The following is a 14,407-nucleotide window of genomic DNA, read 5'->3' on the forward strand; positions in this document are numbered from 1 at the left end:
CCCGTCCCCCCTTACCCCACCGCCCTGACCGGAGCCCTCCGGCAGGGACACCCCAAGGAGTCCCCATGAAGAAGCTCCACCCCCTGCTGCTGGCGCTGTGCGCGCTCGTCCTGGCCTCGCAGGCCCAGGCCGGCGCCGCCAAGACGACCTACCCCGTGGTGTTCGCCCACGGCATGGCCGGCTTCGACAACCTGCTCGGCTATGACTACTGGGGCGACGACTACGGCGTGTTCGTGGGCGACACCTGCCAGTTGCTCGAGATCGGCTGCAACGAGGACCTCAACAGCAGCCAGCAGTCCTTCGTCGCCCAGGTGCAGGCCTTCCAGAACTCCGAGGTGCGCGGCCTGGACCTGGCCAACGACACCGAGGGCTACATGGCCAGCGTGGGCGCCACGCGCGTCAACCTCATCGGCCACTCGCAGGGCGGCCTGGACGCGCGCAAGGCGGCCAAGGTGCTCTACACCCGCAAGGGCTACACCGTGGTGGCCGTGCTGGTGAGCATCTCCTCGCCCCACCGCGGCTCGCCCGTGGCCAAGTACATCCTCGACCTCAAGCCGGGCGTCACCAGCGTCGTCGCCGCCCTGGCCAAGTACTACGGCGACATCATCTACCAGTCGGGCAATGACGCCTACGCGGGCGCCAAGCAACTCGTCTACAACGACTACAGCGCCACCGACGGCATCACCACCGGCGCCAAGGCCTTCAACGTCGCCAACCCCATCGACGCGCGCTACGCCAGCCGCTACGTGTCGCTGCTCACCGCCCAGCGCGGCCTCAGCGTCAACCCGGCCCTCTACCTGCTCAAGGAGGCCTTCTATGACATCGACGGCAACGGCTACTGCGTGGATGACTGCGACAACGACGGCGCCGGCGGCAAGGGCAACGGCTACAAGGACGAGGACGATGACGACGGCCTGGTCGGCATCAACTCGCAGCAGATGGGCTACCGCCTGAAGTACACCGAGTACGCCCTGGGCTTCGACTACGTCGGCACCGACACCACCGTCCCGTACATGGCCGACATCAACACGCCCAGCGTCTCCACCCAGGAGACCTCCACCGTGGACGTCATCAACCAGGACCACCTGGACGTCGTCGGCGTGGGCCCGGACACCTTCGACGAGCCCGAGTTCTACGCCGCCATCTTCGACTACATCGCCGCCTACGACTGAGCAGGCAGGCGTAGCACCCCGTGACTCCGGAGGGCCCCCCGTGCGTGCGCGGGCCCTCCGGGGGTAGCCTCCGCCCCGCGCTCGCGCCCCCTCCCGGAGATGAAGTCCCCCATGAACCGTCGGAAGGCTCCCCTTCTCGCCGCCCTCGCCCTGCTGCTCGCCGGCTCGGCGTTGCTCATCTCCAAGCACCACCCCGCCCCCGAAGCGGCCCCCACCTCGAGTGCCCCGAAGGCGGATGCCCGCACCGCCGCCGCGCCCCAGGCCGGCCCCGGCGCCCCCGCCGCCGACCCGGACTCCCCCATGGCGGAGCTGGGACGCGGTCCCCTGCGCCAGCCCAAGGACCTGGCCTCCTACCTGCGCGAGCGCTACGGCGCCCGCATCCGCGACCCCCACACGCAGATGCGCATGCTGGAAGACCTCATGCGCTACTTCCAGAAGCTCAACCCCACGGGCTGGGAGGCGGACCTGCTCGCGCTGCTCAAGCAGGCCTTCCCCGAGCTGTATGACGAGCTCGTCCAGCGGCTGCACCAGCGCCTGGACTACGAGAAGTGGGTGAAGGAGCACCAGGCCGAGCTCACGCAGAAGCCCGCCGCCGAGCGCCGCGCCGCCCTCTGGGACGAGCGCAACCGCCTCTTCGGCAAGGACGTGGCGGAAAAAATCTGGGCCGGCGAGCTGCGCAACCAGGCCGTGGCCGACTCGCTCGCCTCCATCGACGCGCTGCCCAACGCCACCGTGGGCGACCGCATGGCGAAGTACAAGGAGAGCCTCGCCAAGACGTACGGCGCCGACACGCCCGCGTACCTCCAGGCCCACCAGCAGGATTTGATGAACCGCTTCCTGGACCTGGGCTCCGTGCAGAAGGAGCTCGGGGCCATGGCGCCGCGGCAGCGCTCGGAGAGCCTGCGCTCCATCCGCGAGGAGATGGGCCTGGACGACGCGGCCCTCCAGCGCTGGGACGAGCTCGACAAGGTGCGCGATACCCGCTGGGAGGTGGGCTCGCAGTACATGTCCGAGCGCGAGGCCCTGGCCCAGCAGTACTCGGGCCCCGAGCTGGAAGCGCGCCTCACCGAGCTGCGCGCGCGCTACTTCGCCGACGAGGCACAGACGATCGCCGAGGAGGAGCAGAGCGGCTTCTTCCGCTTCACCCGCCCCCGGCAGTGGGGCCGCAACTAAGCTCAGCGCGCGGTGTAGCCGCCGTCCACGACGAGCTCGGCGCCCGTCACGTAGCGCGAGGCGTCCGAGGCCAGGTAGAGGATGGCCTCGGCGATGTCGTCGGGCTCGCCCATGCGGCCCAGCGGCGCGGCGGCCTCGAGCTTCCGCCAGGCCTCGTCCTCGCTGCCCACCTGCTCGACGAAGCCGCTCCACCAGTCCGCGTTGCGCCAGATGGGCGTGCGCACGCCGCCGGGGAACACCGAGTTGACGCGGATGCCGTCCGGGGCGCACTCCACCGCCACCGCCTTGCTGAGCATCCGCACCCCGCCCTTGCTCGCCGAGTACGCCGCCGTGCCGGGACTGCCCACCAGCCCCGACACCGAGGCCACGTTGATGATGGAGCCCCCGCGCTTGCCCGGCCGCATGGTGCGCACCGCGTACTTGGTGCCCAGGAAGACGGCGTCCAGGTTCACCGCCATCTGCTCGCGCCATTCGGCCATGGACATCTCCGCCACCGAGCGCGCGATGGCGATGCCCGCGTTGTTCACCAGCACGTCCAGCCGGCCATACACATCCAGCGTGCGCGCCATCACCCGCTGCCACGTCACCTCGTCCGTGACGTCGTGCACCCCGAAGAAGGACAGTCCCCCGGCCGCGCGAATCTCCGCCGCCACCTCTTCCCCCGTGGACGAGATGTCCGTCACCACCACCCGCGCCCCCTCACGGCCGAACAGCAACGCCGTGGCCCGGCCAATTCCCGAGGCCGCGCCCGTCACCAGGGCCACCTTGTCCTTCAATCGACTCATAGGGTCACTCCCCACGTTACCCGACTCGTGGGAAAGTGCGAGGAATACGCTCGGAGCCCGTACCTGAAGTGAAAGCTTCCGGGCAGGGAGTACGGGCGCGCCCGTTACCTACCTCGGGAGTGGGTTCCGCGGCTCGTGCCCCGCCGCTCCGGGCTCTGTCTGGCGCCGCCCCGCTGCGTGCTCCGCCCCCCCGCGCGGGACGGGGACGCGGAGGCGTGCTTCGCGGGGCGCTTGGGGGGGGTCTCGCCCCGCGCCTCGGCCAGCTTGCGGCGATGGCGCGAGGGCCCCCGCTTCTCGCCCGTCTCCAGGTCCACCGTCTCGCGCGCGATGAGCTTGTTGAAGTTGCTCCGGTGCCCGTGCGCATGCGCCGAGTACACGAGCGCCAGCTTGCTCTCCTCGAACTTCTCGAAGAACTCCTCCCAGCTGATGGGCTCCAGCGTCCCCCTCCCCGAGTAGCCCGGGAAGTCGATCCGCAGGATGCCCGCATGCTTCCCCTCCCCCGTCCCCGTCACCATCGACGGCCGGCCACAGCGCTGCTCCGCCCACTGGCGGATCTCCTCGTGGTTGATGGTCACGTGGGAACTCTTCGTCGTCATGGCGCACCCCCTGTGCAAGGACCGCCTCGCCCGTCAGCGGCCCCTACTTCCGAGGGTGCTGCTCGCCCCCGCCGATAACCACCTCCGTCCCTCGCGGGGAGTTGCCTTTTCCTCCACGTTTCGCCAGGTGCCTCGGAGCCCGGGCGGACAGTGGAGGCCCTGGCCCGGAGGGGCGCGAGGGGGGCACGGCGGGGCCGCCTCCCCTCACCCCGGCCCTCTCCCGGTGGGCGAGGGAGTGGGCGGCAGCGTGGCTCCATGGCGCACGGCATCCCCGGGGGTATTCACGCTGATGACGGCTCGCAGCTCCGCGTCCACCGCTCGCAGCGCTGCCTCGGGGAGGAGCTTCGTCCGGCTGCCGGAGAGCAGTTGGCGCAGCGAGGGCTCCCGCGTCCTCAGGGTCTCGCCCCACGGCCCGGCGAGGGTCTTCCGGTAGAGCGCCAGCAGCGGCTCCACCCGGCCCGCCACCCTGAAGCCCACCGCGTCCACCTCGGGGGTCCTCGCGTCCAGGAGCACGCGCACGGCGGCCTCGGACACGAAGGGCATGTCGCACGCCACCGCCAACACCCACTCCGTCTCCGCCCCCACCAGCGCCGCGTGCACCCCGCCCGGCGCCCCCCGCCCTCGCACCACGTCCGCCACCGTCCGCACGCCGAAGCGCACGTACGGCGCCGCGTCGTTCGCCACCAGCAGCACGTCCCCGAACAGCCTCCCCAGCCCGAGCACCCGCTCCACCACCGTCCGCCCCTCCACCTCCAGCAGGCCCTTGGCCACTCCGCCCAGCCGCTCGCCCCGGCCCCCCGCGATGATGGCCAGCGTCACCTCCGGGTACTCCCGCCCCTTTCGTTCCCTATCGCTCATGCCGTGTCTCCTCGCGCCCCGCCTCCCCCCGTGCTCCGTCCGCTGGTGGAGGCTACCTTCTCCCCGCCCACCGCCCGGCCCGCCCTTGCGCTAAAGCCCGGTGGACGACGCCCGCACCATGTCCCTCACCCCGCTCCCCACCGCCCGCAAGGCCGCCCTCGACGCGCTCCACCCCGCGCCGCCCTCGCGCGTGCCCCTCCTGGACGCGCTCGGCCGCTTCCTCGCCGGGGATGTCGTCGCCTCCCGCTCCCTCCCCGGCTGCCCCGTGTCCGCCATGGATGGGTATGCCGTCCGCGCCGAGGACTCCTCCGGCGCCACGCGCGACCGCCCCGCCCGCCTGCGCGTCGTCGACGCCATCTACGCCGGCCACCTGCCCTCGCGCTCCCTCCAGCCCGGCGAGGCCTCGCGCATCTTCACCGGCGCTCCCCTCCCCGAGGGCGCCAACGCCATCGTCCGCCAGGAGGCCACCGCCGTCCCCGGCGAGGGGCTCGTGGACGTGTGTGTCGGCGTTGCCCCCGGCAAGGACCTCCGCCCCACCGGAGAGGACCTCCTCGCCGGCACGCTCCTGCTGCGCGCCGGACAGCGCCTCGAGGCCTCCGTGCTCGGCGTGCTCGCCTCCATGGGCGACACCCACGTCCTCGTGCGCCCGCCGCCGCGCCTCGCCGTGCTCGCCACCGGGGATGAGCTCGTCTCCCCCGGCTCGCCCGCCCTCCCCCACCAGGTGTACGAAAGCAACCTCGTCCTCGTCGCCGCGCTGGCCCGCGAGGCCGGGGCCCACGTCGTCTCCCTCGAGCGCGCCCGCGATGACGACGCCGAGCTGCGCTCCGCCCTGCAACGGCTGGCGGGCCAGGCCGAGGTGCTCGTCACCACCGGCGGCGCCTCCGTGGGAGACCGCGACCGAGTGAAGCGCGTCCTCGCCGAGCTGGGGGCCTCGTTCCTCGTGGATGGCGTGGCCCTCAAGCCCGGCAAGCCCGTGGCCGTGGCGAGGCTCGGTGACACCGCCGTCGTCGTGCTCCCCGGCACCCCCGGCGCCGCCACCGTCGCCTTCGACCAGTTCGCCCGCCCGCTCCTGCTGCGCTTCCAGGGTGTCTCCGAGGAGCGCCAGCGCGTGCGCGTCCGCCTCGACGACGGGCGCCACAAGCAGGCCGGCCTCACCTACCTCGTCAGCGGCACGCTGGAGACGCGCCCGGATGGACGGTTGTGGGCCCGCATCCGCTCGCAGGACTTCGGGCAGCACCTGCAGAACATCGGCGCCGAGGGCTATGCCGTCCTCCCTCCAGGCCGCGCCGACTTCGCCCCCGGCGACGAGGTGGACTTCGAGCGCTTCGACCGGCCCCGCTTCCTCCCCGTGGAGCCGTGATGCGTCCGCCCGCGCTCGCCGTCGTGGGTTGGTCCGGCTCGGGGAAGACGACGCTCCTCACGCGGCTCGTGCCCGAGTTGCGCCAGCGCGGCCTGCGCGTGGGCGTGGTGAAGCACTCGTCCGATGCGCACCCGCTGCACCGCGAGGGCAGTGACACCGCTCGCTATGCGGAGTCCGGTGCCGCCTTCGTCGCCTTCGCCACCCCGGCCGGCGTGCAGCTGTCCTTCCCCGAGCCCGCTTCGCACGTCCTGTCCCTGCTCGAGCGCTTCGCCGACACCGTGGACCTGGTGCTCGTCGAGGGATGGAAGCAGGGGCCGCTGCCGAAGCTCGAGGTCTGGCGCGAGGGGCTCGGGCCGCTGCTCGCGCCGGGGCGCCAGGACGTGCTCGCCGTGGTGGGCGAGTGCGCCGTGCCCGAGGGAGTGAGAGGATTCAAGCCCGATGACGTGCAAGGCATTGCGGCCTTCGTGCTGCAATGCCTCCGGGACGGAGTGCTGCGATGAGTGAAGACAGACATCCACTCCCTCCGGGCGTCACCCGGCGGCCCGTGCGGCGCTACACCGCGGACGGCCAGCTCGCACCCGCCGAGCCGGACTCCGTGGCCCTCGAGGAGCCGCTCGATATCCGCCTCAGCGGGGACACCGTCGCCATCACCATGCGCACCCCCGGCGCGGACCGCTTCCTCGTCACCGGCTTCCTCTTCGCCGAGGGCCTCATCCACTCGGCCGAGGACCTCGGAGGGCTCGCGCACTGCGGCCATCCCGGCGACGAGGGCTACGGCAACATCGTCGAGGTGACGCCCGCTCCCGGACTCGTCATCGACCTGGAGCGCGTGGGCGCCACGAAGCGCGGCACGCTCACCACCGCCGCCTGTGGCGTGTGCGGCCGGCGCAGCGTGGATGACTTGATGGCCACGTGCAGCCCCGTGCCCCCGGGCCCGGAGATTCCCGCCTCGGTGCTCGCCCGCGCCACCGAGCACCTGCGCACCGTGCAGCCCAACTTCGCCCGTACCGGCGGAGTCCATGCCGCCGCCGCGCTCGATGAACACGGCGCGGTGCTCGCCGCCTTCGAGGACGTGGGCCGTCACAACGCCGTGGACAAGGTGATGGGCGCGCTGGTGCTCGAGCACGGGCTGCGCTCCTCACGCGCCTCGAGGCCCTCCGCCATGCGCCCCACCGTGCTCGTGGTGAGCGGGCGCGTGAGCTTTGAAATCATCCAGAAGGCCGCCGTGGCCCGCTGCCCCCTCGTGGCCAGTGTGTCCGCCGGCAGCTCGCTCGCCATCGACCTCGCCGAGCGCGCTGGTATTACCCTCGCCACCTTCGTGCGCAACGGGCGCTTCAACGTGTACACCCACCCCGAGCGCCTCCGCGAGGGCTGAGGCCCCCGCTCAGAAGCAAGAAACGAGGCCCCCTCCGGTCGACTTCCGTCCCGACTGGTACGACCATCGGACCAGTTGCGGGAAAACTCGCCCGGAGCCTCCCCCTGATAGAAGGCGGCCCATGGACAACCCCGAGACCTGGCCCGAGGGGCTTCCCGTCACGCAGGTGCGCATCGCCCGCCCCACCGACAAGCTGGAGGAGGTCGTGCGCTTCTACGTCGAGGGGCTCGGCTTGAGGCACCTCGGCGGCTTCGAGGGCCACGCGGGTTACGACGGCGTGTTCATCGGGCTCCCCGGGTATGGCGTGCACCTGGAATTCACCCGGCACGCGTCGGGCAGCCCCTGTCCGGCCCCCACGCGCGACAACCTGCTCGTCCTCTACGTGCCGGATGCGGCCGCACGCGATGCGCTCGTCGCACGGCTCTCGGCCATGGGCCATCCGCCCGTCGAGCCCGAGAATCCCTACTGGGCCCGGCAGGGCGTCACCGTGGAGGACCCCGATGGCTGGCGCGTGGTGCTGCAGAACACGCGCGGCCTCGGGCCATGAGCGTGCGCCTCCAGAGCGCCTGATTACGCCGGCCGGGCCCGCTTGGGCACTTCGACATGGTCCAGGTCGCGCACGGCCACCACGTCCGCCACGCACGCCTGGGCCTCCTGGACGAACGGGGCGTTGTCCTCGTAGCGCTGCGAGAAGTGCGTGAGCGCGAGCCGCCGCGCCTTCGCCTCCCGCGCCAGCTCCGCCGCCTGCCGCGCCGTCATGTGGAAGTGGTCGTGTGCTTCCTGGCGCTCGCTGTCGAGGTACGTGGACTCGCACACCAGCAGGTCCACGCCCTCCGCGAGCCGCACCGCGTTCGCGCACGGCCGCGTGTCCATGATGAACGCGAAGGCCTGTCCCTCGCGCCGCTCGCCCACGTCCTCCAGGCGCACGGTGCGGCCGTCCACCTCGAGCACCCCGCGCCGCTGCAGCTCGCCCACGCGCGGGCCCGAAATCCCCAGCGCCGCCAGACGGCCCGCGTCGAGCCGCATGCGCGCGGGCTCCTCGAGCCGGTAGCCGAAGGTGTCGATGGAGTGCTCCAGCCGCGCCGCGGAAAGCTTGAAGCCCTTCGTCTCGGCCACCACACCATCCTTCGCGATGGGCCTCGGGACGATGGTCGCCTTGTCCATGAAGGGCGTCGCGTTCCGGAGCCGCTCGTAGAAGACCTGCCCCGATGCCGGGTAATACACCTCGACGGGATGCGGCGCCGAGTCCAATGACAGACGCTGGATGATGCCCGGCAGCCCGAGCGCATGGTCCCCATGGAAGTGGGTGATGCAGACGCGCGTCACCTGACTCGCCGACAGCCCGGCGAACAGCATCTGCCGCTGCGTGCCCTCTCCCGGGTCGAACAGGATTCCCTCGTCATCCCACCGCAGGAAGTAGGCGTTGTGGTTGCGGTGGCGCGTCGGCACCTGGCTCGCGGACCCGAGGACGATGAGCTCTCGATTGGACATGGGCTTGCTCCCGCGCCTGGGCGCGATGGGTACGACGGTGGGACCTCGACGGCGCCTCGCGCCCCCGCCTGACGTCCTGGCCCCGGCGGTTTGTTAGCCTCGCTCCCATGCCCTTCACCTCTTCTCCCGTCCCCGAGAACCTCGTGGAGGGCCGGGCGGCTCGCGCGTCGAGGCTCCACAGCGGGCTGGCGAGCGTGCGCGCCCTCCTGGTCCTCCTGGCGCGCGGCAACCTGATGATGGCGCTCAGCATGGCCGCGTCCACCTGGCTGGTCCAGGTGTTCGCCGGGCTCCCCTCCGAGCCCCTCGCGCCGCTCCTCGCCTTCCTCGTCATCTACGCCATCTACAGCCTCGACCGGGTGACGGAGCTCGACGCCGACGGCCTCACCCACCCCGAGCGCGCCCGCTTCTCCCAGCGGTACGCGCGGTGGATTCGACACTCGGCCCTGGCCGCACAGGCCCTCGCGCTCGGGCTCGCGGCGACGCGCGGGGCCTGGAGCGTGGCCGTCACGTTGATGCCGCTCGCCGCCCTGCTCGTCTACAGCTTCCCCGTCCTGCCCCGCTTCCTGGCGCGGCGCGTGGGCGTCTCGCGACTCAAGGAGGTATTCCTCCTCAAGAACCTGTGGGTCGCCGGCACGCTGACCGCCACGTCCACGCTGCTCCCCGTGGTGCTTCACGGCGGCGTGCCCCACGGGCCCTCCCTGCTCGCCCTCGCGGCCTTCCTGCTCGGGCGCTGGGCCCTCAATGTCATCCTCTTCGACGTCCGGGATGAGACCGGAGACGGCGCCAACGGGCTGCGCACCGTGCCCGTCGTCCTGGGGCGCGCGAAAACCCTCCGGCGGCTCCACGTCCTCAACGGCCTGCTCGTCCTGCTCACCGTGGCGGTGCCCCTGCTCGGCTGGGCCCGGCCCGCCTTCGTGCTCCTCGGGGTGAGCTGCGTGTATGCCGCGGCCTACCTGCGCCGCGCCGAGTCCTCCGAAGACATCCACTTCCTCTGTGACGTCGTCTCCGATGGGGAGCAGCTCGTGCTGGCCGGCGTGGTGCTGCTCGGCACCGCGCTCGCAGGTGCCTGACTCCGGACTCGCGAGTAGAGTCTTCTCCATGAAGGCCCTGCTCGCTCAGTTGGATGTGCTGCCTCCCGGAGACGCCGTCTTCGATCTCGACAACACCTTGCTCGTCGGAGACATCGGCGAGTCCGCCCTGCGCCGGCTCCTGCACCGGCTGCCTCCCCGGGCCGCCTCGCTGCTCGGCACCACCGACCCCTGGGGCGCCTACGAGGCCCTCGCCGCCCGCGACTGGTGCGCCGCCGGAGACGTCGCCGCCCAGGCGCTCGCGGGCCTCTCCCCCTCCGAACTCGAGGCCCTCGGCACCGACGTGCTCGACTCGGGCGAGGTCCGCCTCAACCCGCACACCGTCGAGCTCGCCCAGGCCCTCTCCCGCCGCCACCGCGTGTGGATTCTCACCGGCTCGGCCGAGCTGCTCGGGCGCGTGGCCGCCCGGCGCATGGGCATCCAACACGTGGTCGGCATGCGTCTGCGCGAGGAGCACGGCCGCCTCACCGAGGAGCTCGTGCCCCCGTGCACCTGCGGCGAGGGCAAGGTGAAGGCCACCCGCCAGCTCATCTCCGAGCGCCCCGTGTTCGCCATCGGCGACTCGCCCACGGACCTGCCCGTGCTGCGGCTGGCGGCGGTGGCTCGCACGCTCGGGAAGGTGTCCGGCCGCGAGTTCCCCGCCCTGGAGACGTGAGCGCTCAGGCCGCCTGGGCCAGCGGCACCCGCCGGCCCGTCGGCTTCACGAGCACCTTCACCCCGTACTTCGGGCCCGTCATCGCCCCCGCGTTCGCCACCTCCAGGCGCTGCCCGGGCACCAGCTCGAAGCGGAACGCGCGCAGCAGGTACGAGAGCACCACCTTCGCCTCGAACATCGCCAGCTCCTTGCCGATGCACGTGCGGTAGCCGCCCCCGAACTCCACCATCGCGTACGGCTGCTTGTGCTCCTCGCGCGGCGGCGCGAACCGGTCCGGGTCGAAGCGCTCCGGCTCCTGGAACACGTCCGGCAGGTGGTGCGACACGCGCGGCAGGTACATCACCTTCCACCCCTTCGGGATGGTGTAGCCGCCCAGCTCGAACTCCTCCATCACCCCGCGCCGCAGCAGTGACGCCGGGGGATAGAGCCGGTGGGACTCGCGGATGGCCCGCTCCAGCACCGGCAGCTTCTTGAGCGACTCGGCCGAGATGGGGCCCTCGCCGAGTACCTCGTCCTGCTCGGCCAGCAGCCGCGCGAGGTACTCTGGGTGCTGCAAGAGCAACATCAGCGTCCACGTGAGCGACAGCTTCGTGGTGTCGTGCCCCGCGAACATCAGCACCAGCACCTGCGCCATCACATCCTTGTCATCCAGCCCCGCCTCCAGCAGCCGGCTGATGATGTCCTCGCGCGGGTGGGCCCGCCTATCCGAAATCCACTTCGCCGACACCTGGTGGAGCTGATCGCGGTAGCGCTGCATGTACGGCAGCCCCGCCGCCTGCATCGCCAGCCCCACCGGACGGAACATCTTCTTGTAGATGTCGCGGAAGCGCGGGTAGTCCTCGCCAATCTCCACCCCGAGCAGGAAGCCGCACGCCACGCGGAACGTCAGCTCGCTCATCTCGTTCACGAGCTCGAGCACCTGGCCCTCGCGCCAGCCCGCCGTCTGGGCCCGCGCGAGCTCGACGATGGTGTCGCCGAAGGCCGCGATGTTCTGGTGGCGGAAGGCGGACATCATCGGCGTGCGCCGGCGCCGCAGCTCCTCGCCATCCAGCAGGGGCATGGCCGTGGGGCCCATCACCCGAGAGCCCTCGGCGCCATAGGCCGCGCCCCAGGACAGGTGCGGCGACTCGCGCTCGAGGATGAAGCGGTGGGCGTCGGGCCCGAGCAGCACGGCGAACGAGTCCTTCATGTCCCGCACGGCGAAGACGCGGCCGTGCTGGCGGTAGCCCTCCATGAAGAAGGCGAACGAGTCCACGCCGAGACCGTGGATATAGGGGAAGTGGCGGAGGACGGGCAGCCCTCGGCCCATGAGAGGAGGAAGCGGCATGGTGCTCCGAGGCTACGAAGCACCGGGCCTCCGGGTCCAGCCGCCCCCCACATGTAATGGCTGACGGAAACCCACGACGCACGAGGCCGGCCCGGAAGAGCTCCCGGACCGGCCCCGTCACTTCAACGTCCGCTCAGCTCATGGAGTGTAGAGCGCCGCCGCAGTGGTGACTCCCGCGGAACCACCCGCCACCAACACCTCGCCCGAGGGCAACAGCGCCCACCGCGCATGACACGGGCACGCACTCCAACCGGGCACGGCGCGCCGTCATGGCCAGCCTCCCTCATGATTTCCGCATGGAGCCGACGCGAAGTGAGGGCCTGGCGCACGGCAGGTGAAGCGGCGGCTACCGGGGCAGGTACTTCTTGAAGGCCCGGCTCACCGAGCCGTCGTACCCGAGCCGCTCGAAGAAGCCATGCGCCTCGGTACGCTGCACGCCGCTCAGGAGCATGATTTTGGTGCACTGGTGCTCGCGGCACACGCGCTCGGCGTGCTCGAGCAGCGCGCGGCCCACGCCTCCGCCGCGAGCCCCCGGGTCCACCACGAGGTTCTCCAGCAGCGCGTAGGGCCGCTCCTCGAACATCACATCCGGGCACACGTGGAGGAGCACCGTGCCCACCACCTCGCCATCCCGCTCGGCCACGAAGCAGAAGTGGGAGGCGTCCCGCCGCAGACGCTCGAGGCGCTCGGGCAGGACGCGGATGCGAGGGTTCTGGGGGACCAGCAGCTCATACAACCGCTGAAGGGCCCCCGCGTCCTCCGCCCGGGCCTCGCGAACCCTGTCGGTCCCGAGGCTCACCCGCGCGAGAAGGCGTCACCGACAATCTTGCGCGCCTCGTCCACGATGGCCTCCAGGTGCTTCGCGTCGCGGAAGCTCTCCGCGTAGATTTTATAGACGTCCTCGGTGCCCGAGGGCCGCGCGGCGAACCAGCCGTTCTCCGTCACCACCTTGAGGCCGCCGAGGTCCGCGTTGTTGCCCGGCGCGCGCGTGAGGCGCTGGGTGATGGGCTCGCCCGCGAGTTCGGTGGCGCGCACGGCCTCGGGAGACAGCTTCTTGAGCGCCGACTTCTGCGCGGGGGTGGCCGGTTGATCAATCCGCGTGTAGAGCGGCGCGCCGAACTTCTTCGTCAGCTCCTGGTAGTGCACGCCGGGGTCCTTGCCCGTGCGCGCGAGAATCTCGGTGGCGAGCAGGTCGAGGATGATGCCGTCCTTGTCTGTGGACCAGACGGTGCCATCGCGGCGCAGGAACGAGGCGCCAGCGCTCTCCTCGCCGCCGAAGCCGAGCGAGCCCTCCAGCAGCCCGTCCACGAACCACTTGAAGCCCACGGGCACCTCGACGACGCGGCGGCCGAGGTCCTTGGCCACGCGGTCGATCATGCTGCTGCTCACCAGCGTCTTGCCCACACCGGTGCCGGGCTTCCAGCCGGGACGGTTCCGGAACAGGTAGCTGATGGCCACGGACAGGTAGTGATTGGGATTCATCAGCCCGGCCGAGCGGGTGACGATGCCGTGCCGGTCCGAGTCCGTGTCGTTGCCGAAGGCGATGTCGTAGCGGTCCTTGAGCTCGACGAGGCCGGCCATCGCGTAAGGCGACGAGCAGTCCATGCGGATCTTCCCGTCATGGTCCACGCGCATGAAGCGGAAGGTGGGATCCACGGTCTTGTTGACGACCTGGATGGACAGGCCGTAGCGCGCGGCGATGGGCTCCCAGTAGTCGAGGTTGGAGCCGCCGAGGGGGTCGGCGCCGATGGACAGCTTCGCCCCGCGCACCACCTCGAGGTCCACCACGTTGCCGAGGTCCTCGACGTACGGGGTGATGAAGTCATACGTCTTCACGGTGGGGGAGGAGCGGGCGCGCTCGTAGGGAATGCGCTGCACGCCCGTGTTGCCCGCGCCGAGCAATTCATTGGCGCGCTTCTCCACCTGGCCCGTAATCCCCGTGTCCGCGGGGCCGCCGTTGGGCGGGTTGTATTTGATGCCCCCGTCCTCGGGCGGGTTGTGCGAGGGCGTGATGACGAGGCCATCGGCGAGCCCCTGCTGGCGCCCGTGGTTGTAGGTGAGGATGGCGTGCGAGATGACGGGAGTGGGCGTCGCCCGGTCGCTGAAGCGCACCTGCACGCCGTGGGCGGCGAGCACCTCGAGCGCGGTGCGCTGGGCGGGCTCGGACAGCGCATGCGTGTCCATGCCGAGGAAGAGGGGGCCGTCGATGCCTTCCTTCTGGCGGTACTCGCAGACGGCCTGCGTCACCGCGAGGATGTGCGCCTCGTTGAAGCTGCGGCGCGCGGCCGAGCCGCGATGACCGGAGGTGCCGAAGGCCACGCGCTGCTCGGCTTCGCGCACGTCCGGACGCTCCGAGTAGTACTGGGAGCGCAGCGTCTCGGGGTTGATGAGAAGGGAGTCGGGAGGGAGCTTGCCAGCAAGAGGATGGGCCACGCGGCCAATGTAGCGCCGCGTGGCCCATCGCGAGTCCCAGGTTTTTCGCCGGGTATCGCGAATCTGTCGCCTCGTTCACGCGCCCCGGATGACG

At 71.2% G+C, this 14,407-nt stretch carries 15 protein-coding genes; 8 read left to right on the forward strand and 7 right to left on the reverse strand.

Annotated features, from left to right (window positions below):
• Positions 1–65 precede the first annotated feature (65 nt).
• Together ACJ8AN_RS40935 and ACJ8AN_RS40940 are read left to right on the forward strand one after the other, a co-directional pair.
• Positions 66–1,172 carry an esterase/lipase family protein gene (locus tag ACJ8AN_RS40935; protein ID WP_407761067.1) on the forward strand — a complete coding sequence of 369 codons (1,107 nt, stop codon included), beginning with the start codon at positions 66–68 and terminating at the stop codon, positions 1,170–1,172.
• A gap of 111 nt (positions 1,173–1,283) precedes the next feature.
• Positions 1,284–2,345: a hypothetical protein gene (locus ACJ8AN_RS40940; RefSeq protein ID WP_407761068.1), complete on the forward strand. Its 1,062-nt coding sequence runs from the start codon at positions 1,284–1,286 to the stop codon at positions 2,343–2,345.
• Between the two features lie 2 nt (positions 2,346–2,347).
• Here ACJ8AN_RS40940 and ACJ8AN_RS40945 read toward each other — a convergent pair whose 3' ends face one another.
• From ACJ8AN_RS40945 to ACJ8AN_RS40955, 3 genes are all read right to left on the reverse strand, one after another.
• Positions 2,348–3,130 carry an SDR family NAD(P)-dependent oxidoreductase gene (locus ACJ8AN_RS40945; protein ID WP_407761069.1) on the reverse strand — a complete coding sequence of 261 codons (783 nt, stop codon included), beginning with the start codon at positions 3,128–3,130 and terminating at the stop codon, positions 2,348–2,350.
• 104 nt (positions 3,131–3,234) lie between these two features.
• The gene (locus ACJ8AN_RS40950) at positions 3,235–3,726 is read right to left on the reverse strand and encodes a hypothetical protein (protein ID WP_407761070.1); all 492 of its coding nucleotides are present in this window, start codon (positions 3,724–3,726) and stop codon (positions 3,235–3,237) included.
• A gap of 204 nt (positions 3,727–3,930) precedes the next feature.
• Complete coding sequence (locus tag ACJ8AN_RS40955) at positions 3,931–4,584, reverse strand: molybdenum cofactor guanylyltransferase (protein WP_407761071.1); 654 nt, start codon at positions 4,582–4,584, stop codon at positions 3,931–3,933.
• A gap of 118 nt (positions 4,585–4,702) precedes the next feature.
• On the opposite strand from ACJ8AN_RS40955, the gene glp reads away from it, so the two are divergent.
• From glp to ACJ8AN_RS40975, 4 genes are all read left to right on the forward strand, one after another.
• Positions 4,703–5,944, forward strand: a complete 1,242-nt coding sequence (gene glp, locus ACJ8AN_RS40960; protein WP_407761072.1) for a gephyrin-like molybdotransferase Glp — start codon at positions 4,703–4,705, stop codon at positions 5,942–5,944.
• A complete protein-coding gene (gene mobB, locus ACJ8AN_RS40965) occupies positions 5,944–6,444 on the forward strand; it encodes a molybdopterin-guanine dinucleotide biosynthesis protein B (protein WP_407761073.1) in 501 nt (166 codons plus the stop codon). The genes glp and mobB overlap by 1 nt, the downstream gene beginning before the upstream one ends.
• Positions 6,441–7,319: a formate dehydrogenase accessory sulfurtransferase FdhD gene (gene fdhD, locus ACJ8AN_RS40970; RefSeq protein ID WP_407761074.1), complete on the forward strand. Its 879-nt coding sequence runs from the start codon at positions 6,441–6,443 to the stop codon at positions 7,317–7,319. The genes mobB and fdhD overlap by 4 nt, the downstream gene beginning before the upstream one ends.
• A gap of 121 nt (positions 7,320–7,440) precedes the next feature.
• The gene (locus ACJ8AN_RS40975) at positions 7,441–7,866 is read left to right on the forward strand and encodes a VOC family protein (protein ID WP_407761075.1); all 426 of its coding nucleotides are present in this window, start codon (positions 7,441–7,443) and stop codon (positions 7,864–7,866) included.
• A gap of 23 nt (positions 7,867–7,889) precedes the next feature.
• On the opposite strand, the gene ACJ8AN_RS40980 is transcribed toward ACJ8AN_RS40975, so the two are convergent.
• Positions 7,890–8,810: a ribonuclease Z gene (locus ACJ8AN_RS40980; RefSeq protein ID WP_407761076.1), complete on the reverse strand. Its 921-nt coding sequence runs from the start codon at positions 8,808–8,810 to the stop codon at positions 7,890–7,892.
• A 107-nt stretch (positions 8,811–8,917) separates the two neighbouring features.
• Between ACJ8AN_RS40980 and ACJ8AN_RS40985 the strand changes: the two genes are divergently transcribed.
• Positions 8,918–9,880 carry a UbiA family prenyltransferase gene (locus tag ACJ8AN_RS40985; RefSeq protein ID WP_407761077.1) on the forward strand — a complete coding sequence of 321 codons (963 nt, stop codon included), beginning with the start codon at positions 8,918–8,920 and terminating at the stop codon, positions 9,878–9,880.
• A 28-nt stretch (positions 9,881–9,908) separates the two neighbouring features.
• Positions 9,909–10,553, forward strand: a complete 645-nt coding sequence (locus ACJ8AN_RS40990; RefSeq protein ID WP_407761078.1) for an HAD family hydrolase — start codon at positions 9,909–9,911, stop codon at positions 10,551–10,553.
• Between the two features lie 4 nt (positions 10,554–10,557).
• On the opposite strand, the gene ACJ8AN_RS40995 is transcribed toward ACJ8AN_RS40990, so the two are convergent.
• From ACJ8AN_RS40995 to pgm, 3 genes are all read right to left on the reverse strand, one after another.
• Entirely contained in the window at positions 10,558–11,880 is a 1,323-nt protein-coding gene (locus ACJ8AN_RS40995) for a cytochrome P450 (RefSeq protein ID WP_407761079.1), read from the reverse strand.
• A gap of 346 nt (positions 11,881–12,226) precedes the next feature.
• Positions 12,227–12,679, reverse strand: a complete 453-nt coding sequence (locus ACJ8AN_RS41000; protein ID WP_407761080.1) for a GNAT family N-acetyltransferase — start codon at positions 12,677–12,679, stop codon at positions 12,227–12,229.
• Positions 12,676–14,313 (reverse strand): phosphoglucomutase (alpha-D-glucose-1,6-bisphosphate-dependent), encoded by a 1,638-nt coding sequence (pgm, locus tag ACJ8AN_RS41005; protein WP_407761081.1) that lies wholly within the window; start codon positions 14,311–14,313, stop codon positions 12,676–12,678. Before pgm ends, ACJ8AN_RS41000 begins: the two co-directional genes overlap by 4 nt.
• Positions 14,314–14,407: the final 94 nt, after the last annotated feature.

The sequence above is a fragment of the Archangium sp. genome, from assembly GCF_045802675.1.
Lineage (GTDB): Bacteria > Myxococcota > Myxococcia > Myxococcales > Myxococcaceae > Archangium.

What these genes read in the sequence shown, in the direction of transcription:
- glp (WP_407761072.1), top strand. Translation starts at nt 4,703, where the DNA reads ATGTCCCTCACCCCGCTCCCCACCGCCCGCAAGGCCGCCCTCGACGCG.
- ACJ8AN_RS40995 (WP_407761079.1), bottom strand. Translation starts at nt 11,880, where the DNA reads ATGCCGCTTCCTCCTCTCATGGGCCGAGGGCTGCCCGTCCTCCGCCAC.
- ACJ8AN_RS40985 (WP_407761077.1), top strand. Translation starts at nt 8,918, where the DNA reads ATGCCCTTCACCTCTTCTCCCGTCCCCGAGAACCTCGTGGAGGGCCGG.
- ACJ8AN_RS40975 (WP_407761075.1), top strand. Translation starts at nt 7,441, where the DNA reads ATGGACAACCCCGAGACCTGGCCCGAGGGGCTTCCCGTCACGCAGGTG.
- ACJ8AN_RS40945 (WP_407761069.1), bottom strand. Translation starts at nt 3,130, where the DNA reads ATGAGTCGATTGAAGGACAAGGTGGCCCTGGTGACGGGCGCGGCCTCG.
- ACJ8AN_RS40935 (WP_407761067.1), top strand. Translation starts at nt 66, where the DNA reads ATGAAGAAGCTCCACCCCCTGCTGCTGGCGCTGTGCGCGCTCGTCCTG.
- ACJ8AN_RS40955 (WP_407761071.1), bottom strand. Translation starts at nt 4,584, where the DNA reads ATGAGCGATAGGGAACGAAAGGGGCGGGAGTACCCGGAGGTGACGCTG.
- ACJ8AN_RS40940 (WP_407761068.1), top strand. Translation starts at nt 1,284, where the DNA reads ATGAACCGTCGGAAGGCTCCCCTTCTCGCCGCCCTCGCCCTGCTGCTC.
- fdhD (WP_407761074.1), top strand. Translation starts at nt 6,441, where the DNA reads ATGAGTGAAGACAGACATCCACTCCCTCCGGGCGTCACCCGGCGGCCC.
- ACJ8AN_RS40980 (WP_407761076.1), bottom strand. Translation starts at nt 8,810, where the DNA reads ATGTCCAATCGAGAGCTCATCGTCCTCGGGTCCGCGAGCCAGGTGCCG.
- ACJ8AN_RS40990 (WP_407761078.1), top strand. Translation starts at nt 9,909, where the DNA reads ATGAAGGCCCTGCTCGCTCAGTTGGATGTGCTGCCTCCCGGAGACGCC.
- ACJ8AN_RS40950 (WP_407761070.1), bottom strand. Translation starts at nt 3,726, where the DNA reads ATGACGACGAAGAGTTCCCACGTGACCATCAACCACGAGGAGATCCGC.
- mobB (WP_407761073.1), top strand. Translation starts at nt 5,944, where the DNA reads ATGCGTCCGCCCGCGCTCGCCGTCGTGGGTTGGTCCGGCTCGGGGAAG.